The following is a 12,859-nucleotide window of genomic DNA, read 5'->3' as shown; positions in this document are numbered from 1 at the left end:
AAATAGCCATGAGCCTTGCCTTAATGGCCACCGCTGGTAGTGCCACAGCAGCCGCCAAGCCCAATATTCTTGCCATCATGGGCGATGACATCGGCTACTGGAACATCAGTGCCTACAACCAGGGGATGATGGGCTACCAGACCCCGAACCTGGACAGGATCGCCAATGAAGGGGCCCTCTTTACCGATCACTACGGTCAGCAATCCTGCACCGCCGGCCGCGCCGCCTTCATTACCGGTGAAGAGCCATTCCGTACCGGTCTGCTGACCATCGGCATGCCCGGATCCACCCACGGCATTCCGGATTGGGCCCCCACCATCGGTGATCTGCTCAAAGAGCAGGGTTACATGACGGCTCAGTTCGGCAAGAACCATTTGGGCGATCAGAACCAGCATCTACCGACCAAGCACGGTTTCGACGAGTTCTTCGGCAACCTCTATCACCTGAACGCGGAAGAGGAACCGGAAACCTACTACTACCCGAAAGATCCGGAGTTCAAGAAGAAGTTCGGCCCACGCGGCGTCATCAAATCTTCTGCCGACGGCAAGATTGAGGATACCGGCCCCATGACCCGCAAGCGCATGGAGCATGCTGACGAAGAGTTCCTCGAGTCTTCGCTGGCGTTCATGGAAAAAGCAGTCAAGGCCAAGAAGCCCTTCTTCATCTGGCACAACGCCACCCGCATGCACGTCTGGACCCGTCTGCAAGAGAAGTATCAGGGTAAATCCGGCGTCAGCATCTATGCCGATGGCATGCTGGAGCACGATGATCAGGTGGGGATCCTGCTCGACAAACTGGACGAGCTGGGGGTCGCCGACAACACCATCGTGATCTACACCACTGACAACGGCGCCGAGACCGTCAGCTGGCCGGATGGCGGCACCACCCCCTTCTATGGGGAAAAAGGCACCACATGGGAAGGCGGGATGCGGGTTCCGCAACTGGTTCGCTGGCCGGGCGTGATCAAGCCAGGCACCAAGGTCAACGCCATGATGGCTCATCAGGACTGGATGCCGACGCTGCTAGCCGCTGCCGGTGTACCGGATGTGAAAGAGAAGCTTGCCAAGGGCTACAAGGCCAACGGCAAACAGTGGCGGGTGAAACTGGACGGTTACAACTTCATGCCGTACCTCGCCGGAAAAGCCGACACCTCCCCGCGCAACTCCATGCTCTACTTCTCCTCAAACGGCGAACTCAACGCCGTGCGCTGGAATGACTTCAAACTGAACTTTGCCACCATGGAGGGCAACATCACCGACGCGGCGCGTGTGACTCCGAACTGGCCGCAGATCATCAACCTGCGCGCTGATCCGTTCGAGAAGGCACCGCATGAGTCAGGCATGTATCTGCGCTGGATGGCAGACAACATGTGGCTGTTCGTACCTGCACAGGGGATCCTGAAAGAGTTCTTTGACACTCTGCCCAACTACCCGATGCAGCAGAGCTTCCAGATGAACCCTGCCAGCATTAGCTCCCAGAGCCTGATGCTCAAGGGCAAACTGGCAGAGCTGGATGCACTCAAACAAAAAGTCGCCACCATCAAGTAAGGCGGTGACTCCAACGCCCATCACTCTCTGGTGGGCGTTTTCAATTTCCAGCCGGCTCGCCCCGTGCCGGCTGGAAATTGAAAACCCGTTGGCCCCTCCTAGCCCTATCTCTGTCTCGTTAAATGTACCCTGTGGAAAACCCTATGAACTCCTTGCAACAACAGATCTCGCAACTCATCGAACAAGTTGGTCACAGTGTGGTCGGCCAGTCCCATGTGATCCGCGCCCTGGTCATCGGCCTGCTGACCAATAGCCACGTGCTCCTTGAAGGTTTGCCAGGCACCGCCAAGACCCGCTCGGTCAAGGCACTGGCAGAAGCCCTCAATACCAGCTTTGGCCGCATTCAGTTCACCCCCGATCTGCTCCCCTCCGATGTGACCGGCACCGAGATGTATCAGGAGCGTGACGGAGCCCACCAGTTGCGTTTCCAGCCAGGCCCCATCTTCAACAGCATCGTACTGGCCGATGAAGTAAACCGCGCCCCCGCCAAGGTACAAGCGGCGCTGCTGGAGGCGATGGCAGAAGGCACCGTTACCGTCGGTGACAAGAGCCATCGCTTGCCCGAGCTCTTTATGGTGCTGGGCACCCAGAACCCCATCGAGCAGGAGGGGACCTACCCGCTGCCAGAAGCCCAGATGGACCGTTTTGCCCTCAAGGTCGCGGTTGCCTACCCCGATGATGAGGCAGAGCTTGCCATCATTCGGCTGGTACGGGCCGAAGAGCGCGGTACCCGCCAGCAGAACGAGGGGTTCGCCCCCCTTTCCCCTGAACTCATCTTGCAGGCCAGATCAGAACTCTCGGCCATGACGGTCTCACCGCTGGTGGAGCACTACATCATTGCGCTGGTCATGGCGACCCGACACCCCGATCGCTACCCGGCCACCGGGCTGCCACAGTGGATTGCGGTCGGCGCCAGCCCCCGCGCATCCATTGCTCTGGACAAGTGCGCCCGCGCCTATGCCTGGCTGCAAGGGCGCAACCACGTGCTGCCCGACGATGTGCGCGCCATGGTGCCCAGCGTGCTTGGCCACCGTTTTACCCTCAGCTATGACGCGCTGGCAGATGGGGTGGATCACCAGCAGGTGGTGATGACTCTGCTCGATCACGTCGTCATCGGGTAAGCGATACCATGACACCTCGCTCCTTATCCCATGACAGGCTGACACAGTGCGGGCAATCGCCCAGTGGTGACCCCCGCATCCACTGTGACTACCTGACGCTGGTCCGGCTACAGGGGCTGGTCGGCCAGTTTTCACTGCTGCCCCGGCTAAACAGCGGCAATCTGCTGTGCGGCCGTCACCCGTCAAGCTTTCGCGGCCGTGGACTCAACTTTGAAGAGCTGCGCCACTATCAGCAAGGGGATGATATTCGCACCCTGGACTGGAAAGTGACCCTGCGCACCGGCCGCCCCCATGTGCGCAGTTACAGCGAAGAGAAAGATCGTCACGTGATCCTCTGTGTTGATCAGCGCAGTTGCATGTTCTTCTCCTCGGTGGAGATGATGAAGTCGGTAGTGGCCGCCGAAGTCGCCGCCCTGCTCGGCTGGCAAGTACTCAAAGAGAACGATCGGGTCGGGCTCGCCATTTTGCACTGCGATGGCGTGGCGTGGCTGAGAGGCCAGCGCTCCCGTGGCCACTGGTTGGCAGGGCTGCGCCAGCTCTGTGCCGCCAATCATGCTCTCTCGGCCACCAGCCACGACAGCGAGGCGACCGGTATGGCCCCCCTGCTGGCGATGCTGGGCCGCCTCAAGTTGAAAAATACCACCCTGATCTTTCTCAGCGACTGGGCAGGCGTCACCGAGGCCGACCTGACCCGCCTCGGTTACTTGCAGCAGCACAACGATGTGCTGGCACTGCACATCGCCGATCCCCTCGAGTCGACCCTGTCGACCACAGCCGCTGACGCCAGCTGGGTAGTCGGCGATGGCCAGTACCAGCTCAATATTGCTCCCCACCAGATCCCTGTGCTGGATCAGGGGCTAGCCCGCCAGCAGCAGCTGAAAAAAGAGCAACTGCTGCGACTGATGGCCCTCAAGGGATTGCCGCTTATCACCCTCGACACCGGTGGCCACCACCTCGCCCGCCTCATTACCGCATTGGGAGGAGATCACTGATGAACCACAAGCTGCCCGGCACCTATATGCTGCGCGAATTGCAGGACGTGACCGTACCACCCACCATCAGCTGGCAACCGCAAACCGCAGGCTGGCTGCTGCTGGCGCTGAGCCTGGGGGCGCTGGCGCTGCTCTGGCTCTATCACCGGGTACAGCGCTGGTGGCAACAGCGTTACCGCCGTGAAGCGCAGGCGGCCCTGCGCACGATCAACTGGTCTGATGCCGGGGCCAATCTAGCGCTGTTTCACCTGATCAAGCAGGTGTTGACCCACCTAGATCACCGGCACGGCAAGCTGTTTGGCTTGGCATTGCTGCAGACCCTCGACAATGCCATGGCTGATAGGCAGCCCCGTTTCGCGACCGAACTGGGGGAGCGCTGGCTGGTATCGCTGGTCTGTGATCAGGTGGTGTTAAGCGTGAGTGATCAGCTCTGCCTCGTTTCCCTCTGCAACGACTGGCTTGCCCACCACCAGACTCCAATACAAACAGCCTCGTTGGCGACGGAGGCCCGTCATGCTTGATGCCGGTCTCGAGTTTGCCCACCCCCACTGTTTCTGGCTGCTGCCCCTGCCGTTGCTGGTGTTTCGCCTTATTCCGGCCTATCGCACCCGGCAGAGTGCCATCAAGGTGCCCTTCTTCGACCTGCTGATCGACCTGCTGGATGAGCCGCCGCGTGAGGGGGCAACCCAGCTGACTGCCAGCTGGTGGCAACGGATCGCCCTGATCACCGTTTGGCTGTTGGCGGTGCTGGCGCTGGCCAAGCCCACCATCTATGGCCCGCCTCAGGTACGCGAGCGGTTCGGGCGGGATGTGATGATAGTGCTGGATCTCTCCGGCTCCATGGCCGAGACCGACTTCTCCCCCGACCCCGGCAAGTCCCTCAATCGGCTCGACGCTGCCAAAGAGGTGCTTAAACAATTTGCTGCAACGCGTAAAGGAGATCGACTCGGGCTCATCCTGTTTGGCGATGCCGCCTTTGTCCAGGCGCCGTTTACCGCCGATCTCGACACCTGGCAAACCCTGCTGCAGGAGACCGATGTCGCCATGGCAGGCCAGAGCACCCATCTGGGGGATGCCATCGGTCTGGCAATCAAAGTGTTCAACAACAGTGATCGCCACGGGCAACAAGACCAGAACAGCGCCAAGCGGGAGAAAGTCGCCATCATCCTTACCGATGGCAACGACACCGGCAGTTTTGTCAGCCCGCGGGATGCGGCCCGGGTAGCCGCGGTCAACGGCGTGCGGCTGCATACTATCGCCATGGGGGATCCGGCCACCGTCGGCGAACAGGCTCTCGATCTCGATACCCTGCAACAGTTGGCGACCCTGACCGGCGGCCAGTTGTTTCAGGCTCTTGATGAGGCGCAGCTGACGCGCGCCTATCAGGTGATCGGTGAGCTGGAGCCACAACGCTACGAAAGCACCCGCTTTCAGACTCGCGAAAGCCTGCACCATTACCTCATCGCCGTCAGCGTCGGCCTCTATCTCACTCTCTTTTCCCTGTTGACCCTCAGGCGCTACCGCCTGCGCACTGCTCTCTCAGGAGACACGCCATGATGGATCCCCTCTACTGGCAACAGCTCTGGCTGAATGCCCACTTTCTACGCCCCTGGTGGCTGCTGGCCTTGCTCCCCCTTGTCGCCATCCTGCTGCTACGCTGGCACATGGATGAAGCGAACAGCTGGCAACAGCGGCTGCCGCCCCATCTGCGCGAGGCGTTGACGCTGGGGGACACCGGCTGGAAAAGGAACCTGCCCCTCAAGGTGCTGGGGCTGCTGATGGGGCTGACCATCCTGATCTGTGCAGGGCCGACCTGGAGCCGTGAACCCTCCCCCTTTGGCGAAGATCAGGGCGCCCTGCTGATCCTGCTCGATAACAGCGACTCCATGCTGGAAACGGATATCGCCCCCAACCGGTTGACGCGGGCCAAGCAGAAGATCAGCGATCTGCTGGCGACCCGCGATGGCGGGCGCAACGGGCTGGTGGTCTTTGCCGGCTCTGCCCACACCGCCATGCCGCTGACCCGTGACAGTGCCGTCTATGACCCTATCCTCACCGCCATCCGTCCCGAGATCATGCCTAAAGCGGGCAAGCGCACCGAACAGGTGATCCCGCTGCTCACCGAACTTCTGGCCGATGAGACCGGCAGCACCGTTTTACTGGTGAGTGATGGCATCAGCCCCGCCGCCATCGCCCCCTTGGCTGACTATTTCCGTGGTCAATCCCGTCAGCTGCTGATCCTGGCCGCTGGCGACCCGGCCCTGAGTGGCAAACGCCCGCTGGAGCTTGCCTCATTACGGCGACTGGCCAGTGACAGCAATGGCACCCTGCTCACCATGACGGTGGATAATCGCGACGTAGAGCGCATCAACCGGGGGATTGAACGCAACTTTTTGATCCACAACGACTCCCTGATGCCCTGGCAGGACATGGGTTACTACCTGCTCTTTCCGGTCGTCGCCCTGCTGCTGCTCTGGTTTCGCAAAGGCTGGCTGGTGCAGTGGGGTCTGGTGGCAGCCATAGGTCTATCCCTGTTACAGACGACGCCTGCGCAGGCCACCACCTTCTCGCTGGCGCCCGCAGAGCCGACAGAGCCTGCGATCAATCACTGGGCAAAGGAGCTGAAACAGCAGTGGTTCAACCTCTGGCTCACCCCGGATCAGCAGGGGCAGTGGTACTTCCAGCAGGGGGACTATCTGGAGGCGGCTAAACACTATGAAGATCCCTTCTACAAGGGGGTGGCCTACTACTATGGCGCCGAGTTTGCGCTGGCCCAGTCAGCATTCCTGCAAGCCGACTCCGAACAGGCTCTGCTCTCTGCCGGCAATGCCCTCGCCAGACAGCGTGAGTATCTAGCCGCCCGCCGGCTGTTCCGGAAACTGGCTGACGAGGCCAGCGACCCGAGCGTGCGCCAATCAGCCGCCCACAACTATCAGGTGATGAGCCGGATTGTTGACGAGATCAACCGCGCCAGTCAGAGCCAGACCGGCACGCCGGATGGACCTGATCACTCCAGTGAACTGCCCGATGATGAGCCACGCAGTGCCGACGGGGCGGAAGAGACCGTGGCTTCATCCCTGATGGCGCGCGAAACCCTGACCGCAGATCAGGTCCTGGCCAATCCGGCGCAGGCCGAAAAGTGGCTGCGCCGGGTGGAGTCTGATCCCGGTGACTTCCTGCAAGCCAAATTCCGCCTCCAGCTACAAGCGCAGCAAACGGGCGCAACCGCCCGTCCTCATTCTGCCACCCACAAGGAGCCTACCCATGTGCAACCGGCGCAATAAACTCCGCCACTGGCTGTGCGGATATGTGGCGACCGCTACCCTGCTCGGGGCCGTGCTGATCACGGTCGAAGCACAGGCTGCCGAGGCCGCTTATGCGACTGACGCCACTCAGGTGACCCTCAAGAGCTGGCTGAAAGATCAGGGGGAGGAGAAGCGCCCCTATGCCGTCAACCAACAGATCACCCTCTATCTGGAGCTGGCGACCAACCGCTGGTTTACCGCGGGTACCCACATCGGCCAGTTCGAGCTGCCGGGGGTCATGGTCAAGCCACGCAGCGAGCTGGCGACCAACTTCACCCTGCGCCGCGATGGCGAGACCTGGTCACATCAGCGCAGGGAGCTGACGCTCTATCCCCAGCAATCCGGCCAGTTCGAGATCCCCGCCATCGCGGTGCGGGCCACCGTGGCGCGCCCTGAAGGGGGCTCCCGGCAGATCACCCTCACCACCCACCCTCAGCGTTTTGCCGCCGCTCTGCCCGACCCTGCCCTGACGGTCGGCGGGCGTTGGCTGAGCGCCAGCAATCTCACCCTGAGCCAGCGTTGGCAGCGCTCTGCGGATGACCATGCTGACGGCGAGCTGCGGGTGGGGGATGCTATCACCCGAACTGTTACCGCCAACGGACAGGATACCCTCTCGGTGCTGATCCCGCCGCTGATCACTCCGCTTGCAAGCGATGGGCGGGTACAGGCCTATCCGGCGCAAGCCCGACTGAACGATACCCAGGATCGGGGGGAGTACCTCTCGACACGGGAAGATCAGACTACCTATATCGTGCAGCGCGGTGGTGAGTTGACCCTGCCCGCGCTGGAGCTTGCCTGGTGGAACAGCCAGACTGGCCAGCTGCAGACCCTGACCCTCCCTGGGCAGACCCTGCAAGTGCGCCACACTCCCGCCTCCTGGCTGGCGGCCTACTGGCATCGGCTGCTTGGAGTAGCCAGTGGTGTAGCCCTGCTGGTGCTGGCGCTCCTGGCTATGGCCCGTTACTACCGTCACCACCCTCGCCCGCTCGGCTGGCAATATGGGGCCGCCATCTGGAGCAGACAGTGGGGGGCGGTGCGGGTACTGGCCTATCGCTATCTGCGGGCCAAGAGGGGTTGGCTGGAACTTAGCCGTGTCAGTTCCGATCAGGCTTGGCAGCAACAACAGGCTGTATTCCAGCAAGATCCCCTTGATCGGGCTGATGCGCTCAGGATGGGCTGGCGCCTGCTGGTGCGCCTGCAAAGGCGACGGGGCGCCAGTCATGGCAACATCCGCTCACGGTTGGGCCACATTGTCGGCTGGCAAGCGGCCCTGCCGGAATTGCCCCCCCTGACTGGCAAACCGACCTCAGCGGATCAGTCATCCAGCAACGCAAACAGATAAATAAAGTGCGCCACGCAGCAACCAACCCCTGCACTGGTTGTCCCACTTTGCCCACTTCATTACACTGCCAAAGTGGGATACCCGCTGGCTGCCACGCCACCTGACTGGCGTGGCAGGTTCTCCCCTCCGGCTACCCGACAGAGCCAAGGCAGTGTGATTTTTCCACGAACATGTAACGAGGCCTCTCTTGTTAGACATCCGAAGTACCGAGCTGAACCTGATCCCGATCTTTGTCGCCATCTATGAAGAGCGCAGCCTCTCCCGGGCGGCGACACGCATGGAGATCAGCCAACCCGCCGTCAGCAAGGCCCTCAAGCGACTGCGGGAGATCTACGGTGATCCTCTGTTTAATCGCAAGGTCGTGGGGATGGAGCCCACCTCGTTTGCCATCGACATCTATCCGGCGATGGCGGCCGCACTGAAAAACTTCAGCTCGACCCTCTCGACCTCGCGCACCTTCAATCCACGCACTTCCCAGCGAGTCTTTTCCATCGCCTGTGTCAGACTGGTCAGCGCCCAACTGGTTCCAGCACTGCTGGGCAAGATCCGGGCACACGCCCCGGGTATTTCGCTCGAGGTGCATCCCCTCTTTACCGAGGATATGGAGAGTGACCTGCGGATGCAGCGTTATGATCTCATCATCGACATGACCCAGAGCGGGCGCAGCATGCTCAAGAGCGAGGTGCTCTATGGCGAGCAGGTGAAGGTGGTGTGTGCCAGCAACCACCCGCGACTGGGCAGCAACTTGACGGTGGAGGCCTATTTTACCGAGGAGCATGTGGCGTTGGCCCAGTGGCAGGTCAGAGGCAGCATGATCACCGCCGAGCACCTGCCGCAAATGGCCAACCGCAATATCGTGGTACGGGTGCCGACCGCCATGGAGATGCTGCCCATCATTGCGTGCAGCGAGATCATCGGGGTTTTGCCCACCTCCATCATAAATACCTTTGCCAGCATGTATGATGTGCGGGTACTCCCCTTCCCCTTCGAGGAATCAGTATTCAGCCTGTCGGCCATCTGGCACCCCAGCCGGACCACCGAGGCGGGCCACCGCTGGCTGCGCCAACAGTTGTTCGAAGTGGTCAGCGAGCTGGGGCTGGCCACCTCCATCGATCAGCCCTAACGGGCATCACGCACCAGTCGCAATCCCATGTCAGCCATCATCACCGACTGGCTGGCAAAATCACGCCGGAAATTTTCAGACAATTCAGCCTCATAGGCGTAGCTGCCGCCTCGCACCGACTTATGGGCGAGGTGGCTCTTGCTCTTCTGGGCATTGTTCGGGTTCTCTTGAGGACTGTGGCGATAGAAGGTCTCTTCATAGGTATCAGCCACAAACTCCCCCACATTGCCGGTCATGTCGTATAGCCCCAACTCGTTAGGCTTTTTCAGCCCCACCGGATAGGCGCGATTCTTGGCGTTGCCGCTGTACCAGGCCACTTCATCAATCTGATCGGAGCCGCTGTAACGATAGCCTTTACTCAGCTTGCCCCCCTTGGCTGCATACTCCCACTCAGCTTCGGTGGGCAGGCGGTAGTGAGCGCCGGTCAACTCATTGAGCCTTGTCACAAACAGATTGGCCTGTTGCCAGCTGAGGTTGTTGACCGGTACCTCCGGTGCCTGGAAATAGCTGATGGAGGGGCACATCACCGCTTCGAACAGGGCCTGGGTCACCTCGAATTTTGCCATGTAGAAGCTGTTGAGCGAGACCGTATGCTGCGGCCCTTCGCTCGCTTTGGCGGCAGGGTCGTTGGAGCCCATCTCAAAACGGCCCCCTTCCACCAGCACCATGTCCGCTTCAACCTTCTGTCGCAGCGGATGGAGCGGCTGGTTACCCTGTTTGACCGAGAGGGTGCAGCCAGCCACCAGCAGGGTGGTCGCCAGCAACGGAATTGCGAATTTGAACGGTATGATCGTCATAACCTGACCTGTGCAGTAAGAGAAGTGGCAGCTATCACTGGCCAGCGGAAACCGGCGGCACGCTCGTCTTGCTCGCGCGCTTGCTATTGAGCTCGGCCAGCACCTCGGGGGGCGCAATCTTGCCAAGTTCACTCATGCAGGCGTCGCTCTTGGGGTGATCGTGGCGAAGGTAGATATCGCACACCGCATAGAGCTGCTCCGGCGCGCCGGAGATCCGGTAGGCCAGCTCGAACGAGCCGATGGCTTTCTCGAGATCCAGCGGCTCTTGCAGCACCCCGTTGAGATACCAGAAGTAGCTGTTATTACCAGCGAGCTCCGCCGCCTGTGCCATGGTGACTGCCGCTTCGCTCTTCTGATCGAGGCGCACCTGGGTCAGCGCCTTGGCGTAATGGAGGTTGGCATTCTGCGGCAGCGCAAGAATCCCCTTGTTGAGCAAGGCCAGCGCCTCGGCATCCCGTTGCTGGGCCCGCAAGTTGTCAGAGAGACCAAGCCAGATCAGGGGATTATCGGGCTGATTGGCCAGCAGTTGTTCGTAGCTTGCCTGCGCCTTGTCCCACTGCCGGGTCCAGCGATAGAGATCTGCCTGCAACAGCTGCTGCGCAGGGTCCTGCTGCCGGGCGAGATACTCGCTCACCTCCGCCAGCGGCTGACCAATGGCGCTCAGTTGCCCCTCATTCATGGCGCCATAATCGCGCGCCAGATTGAGGGTTGCGGCGTGGCGAACCTCGGCACTGCTGTCAGCCAGCAGCGGTGAGAGCAGTCGCCAGCGGTGCGCAAACTGATAGGGATCGGCTGCAATCACCGCCGCTTCGCGCACCAATGCGTGCTCATCACGCAGGCTTCTGGCCACCGCCACCAGACTGTTCTGGTTCGGATAAGCCGCCAGCTGACGCAGGGCATCGGCCCGCTCCACCGCTGGCAGGGAGATATCCTGCGCACTGTAGGCCCACTGCTGGATCTGGGCGGCTGAGGGCGCACTGGCCGCCACGGATGCGGTGGGTGCCCCATTCGCTGATGTGGTGACCGGCGGCGCAGGGCTGGCTACCGCCAGCGCTGGGCCAGACAGGGTCATGCCAAGGGCCAGCCACAAGGCGCCCATGGTGCCGGAGCGGGTGTGACGGAACTCGTGGCGACTCAACATGCTCTGCATCGCTTATTTCCTCTGACCATGTGTCATGACGCCGTTATTCATCACCGCATCACGGTACTTGCCATGGGCCACCGGATAACCGGCACGGCGCAGGATATAGGCCATCGACTGATCGATATGGCTGAAAAACTTGTACCAACCGGCACAGAGGTAATTCAGACCAGCCTCCCCTTCGTGGGTGCGAATAAAGCGGTTCTTCGGGCACTCCCCATAGCAGGCAAACTGGTAGTCACACTGCTGGCACTGGCGGGCCAGGCTGCGCGATTTGGCAAAGCCGAACGCTTGCTGCGCGGGCGAATACGCCAGCTCACTGAGCGGCTGATGGTGGATATTGCCGATCTTGTACTTGGGATAGACATAGTGGTCACAGGCAAACACATCGCCGTTGGGCTCCATCGCCAGCCCCTTGCCGCAGATCTCCCCCAAGGTACAGAGGGGATTCTTGCGTCCCATCCAGGTCTCGACACTCGCCTCAAAATATTGCACGAAGACCCGTCCCAGATCCCGCTGCACCCACTCATCGAAAATGGTGATGAGAAAATCCCCCCACCCCTCTGCCGAGACGCACCAGGGCTCAACCACCGAATTTTTATGCCAGGGATTGAGGCGCTTGTCCCCCTGTTTGAGTTGCTCCTGCGGTTGCCAGGTCTGGGGCGCGGTGGTGCGAAAACTCTTCTGCTCGACGATGGGGATAAACTGCATCTGGGGCGACTTCACCTCATCACGCAGGAAGCGATAAACCTCCAGCGCATTCTTGCTGGTGAGGTTGTTGACGCAAGTCAGGGTGGCAAATTTCACCTTGTATTTGTGCAACAGCGCCACCGCCGCCATCACCTGATTGAAGGTACCGCGCCCCGCTCGGTTGACCCGATAGGCGTTGTGCAGCAACTCGGGGCCATCGATGCTCAGACCGATGAGAAAGTTGTTGGCGGCCAGAAATTCACACCACTCATCGTTGAGCAGGATGCCGTTGGTCTGCAGATCGTTGGCGATCACCCCCCCTTGCGGCTGGTATTTGCGCTGCAACTCAACCACCTTGCGAAAATAGTCGAGCCCGAGCAACGTCGGCTCGCCCCCCTGCCAGGAGAAGATGATCTCGGGGGTATTCTGCCCCTCGATATATTGACGGATATAGGTCTCAAGGGTCTGCTCATCCATCTGGGGCGAACACCCCTTCTTGTATTCCAGCAGATCCTGCTTGCTGAGGTAGTAGCAGTAGGTACAGTCGATGTTACACACGGCCCCGATAGGTTTGGCCATCACATGCATCCGCTTGGATGCCTTGCCGTTGAACTGTGGACCCTGAGTAATCACCATAACTGCACCACCTGCAAAATTGCTGTTTTGAGGCCTGCAGTCTAAAGGCTCCCGCTGTCACACGCTGGTTATACCCCTTATAACCAGCGGATATGGGACCAAGCTAACATTCTGATGTCATAAAAAATCATCGCATCCTACGAGATAAATTGGTCGTATAGTCCC

Annotated in this window: 11 protein-coding genes; 8 read left to right on the top strand and 3 right to left on the bottom strand. The window is 60.6% G+C overall.

The window, feature by feature from the left end; genetic code table 11:
• Positions 1-8: 8 nt before the first annotated feature.
• The 8 genes from AB5Z05_RS02525 (at position 9) to AB5Z05_RS02490 (ending at position 9,430) form a co-directional block, all read left to right on the top strand.
• On the top strand, positions 9-1,547 hold the full coding sequence (locus tag AB5Z05_RS02525) for an arylsulfatase (protein ID WP_223849303.1): 1,539 nt from the start codon (positions 9-11) through the stop codon (positions 1,545-1,547).
• 143 nt (positions 1,548-1,690) lie between these two features.
• On the top strand, positions 1,691-2,668 hold the full coding sequence (locus AB5Z05_RS02520; RefSeq protein WP_368150023.1) for an AAA family ATPase: 978 nt from the start codon (positions 1,691-1,693) through the stop codon (positions 2,666-2,668).
• An 8-nt stretch (positions 2,669-2,676) separates the two neighbouring features.
• Positions 2,677-3,660 (top strand): DUF58 domain-containing protein, encoded by a 984-nt coding sequence (locus AB5Z05_RS02515; RefSeq protein WP_368150022.1) that lies wholly within the window; start codon positions 2,677-2,679, stop codon positions 3,658-3,660.
• Positions 3,660-4,181: a DUF4381 family protein gene (locus AB5Z05_RS02510; protein WP_139733157.1), complete on the top strand. Its 522-nt coding sequence runs from the start codon at positions 3,660-3,662 to the stop codon at positions 4,179-4,181. The genes AB5Z05_RS02515 and AB5Z05_RS02510 overlap by 1 nt, the downstream gene beginning before the upstream one ends.
• Positions 4,174-5,217: a VWA domain-containing protein gene (locus AB5Z05_RS02505; protein ID WP_139733156.1), complete on the top strand. Its 1,044-nt coding sequence runs from the start codon at positions 4,174-4,176 to the stop codon at positions 5,215-5,217. Before AB5Z05_RS02510 ends, AB5Z05_RS02505 begins: the two co-directional genes overlap by 8 nt.
• Positions 5,214-6,944 (top strand): VWA domain-containing protein, encoded by a 1,731-nt coding sequence (locus tag AB5Z05_RS02500; RefSeq protein ID WP_368150021.1) that lies wholly within the window; start codon positions 5,214-5,216, stop codon positions 6,942-6,944. The genes AB5Z05_RS02505 and AB5Z05_RS02500 overlap by 4 nt, the downstream gene beginning before the upstream one ends.
• Positions 6,925-8,307, top strand: coding sequence for a protein BatD (locus AB5Z05_RS02495; RefSeq protein ID WP_368150020.1), 1,383 nt, complete (start codon positions 6,925-6,927; stop codon positions 8,305-8,307). Before AB5Z05_RS02500 ends, AB5Z05_RS02495 begins: the two co-directional genes overlap by 20 nt.
• A 187-nt stretch (positions 8,308-8,494) precedes the next feature.
• A complete protein-coding gene (locus tag AB5Z05_RS02490; protein WP_236323342.1) occupies positions 8,495-9,430 on the top strand; it encodes a LysR family transcriptional regulator in 936 nt (311 codons plus the stop codon).
• On the opposite strand, the gene AB5Z05_RS02485 is transcribed toward AB5Z05_RS02490, so the two are convergent.
• The 3 genes from AB5Z05_RS02485 to AB5Z05_RS02475 are packed head-to-tail and all read right to left on the bottom strand — an operon-like array spanning position 9,427 to position 12,694.
• A complete protein-coding gene (locus tag AB5Z05_RS02485; RefSeq protein WP_368150019.1) occupies positions 9,427-10,227 on the bottom strand; it encodes a formylglycine-generating enzyme family protein in 801 nt (266 codons plus the stop codon). The two genes, AB5Z05_RS02490 and AB5Z05_RS02485, sit on opposite strands and share 4 nt — an antisense overlap.
• A gap of 34 nt (positions 10,228-10,261) precedes the next feature.
• Complete coding sequence (locus AB5Z05_RS02480) at positions 10,262-11,377, bottom strand: tetratricopeptide repeat protein (RefSeq protein ID WP_236323340.1); 1,116 nt, start codon at positions 11,375-11,377, stop codon at positions 10,262-10,264.
• A gap of 3 nt (positions 11,378-11,380) precedes the next feature.
• Entirely contained in the window at positions 11,381-12,694 is a 1,314-nt protein-coding gene (locus AB5Z05_RS02475; protein ID WP_257697680.1) for an anaerobic sulfatase maturase, read from the bottom strand.
• Positions 12,695-12,859: the final 165 nt, after the last annotated feature.

This window comes from Aeromonas sp. R2-4 (genome assembly GCF_040908365.1).
Lineage (GTDB): Bacteria > Pseudomonadota > Gammaproteobacteria > Enterobacterales > Aeromonadaceae > Aeromonas > Aeromonas veronii.
Note: the sequence above shows the minus strand (reverse complement) of the source record. Positions and strands in the feature narration are given on the sequence as shown.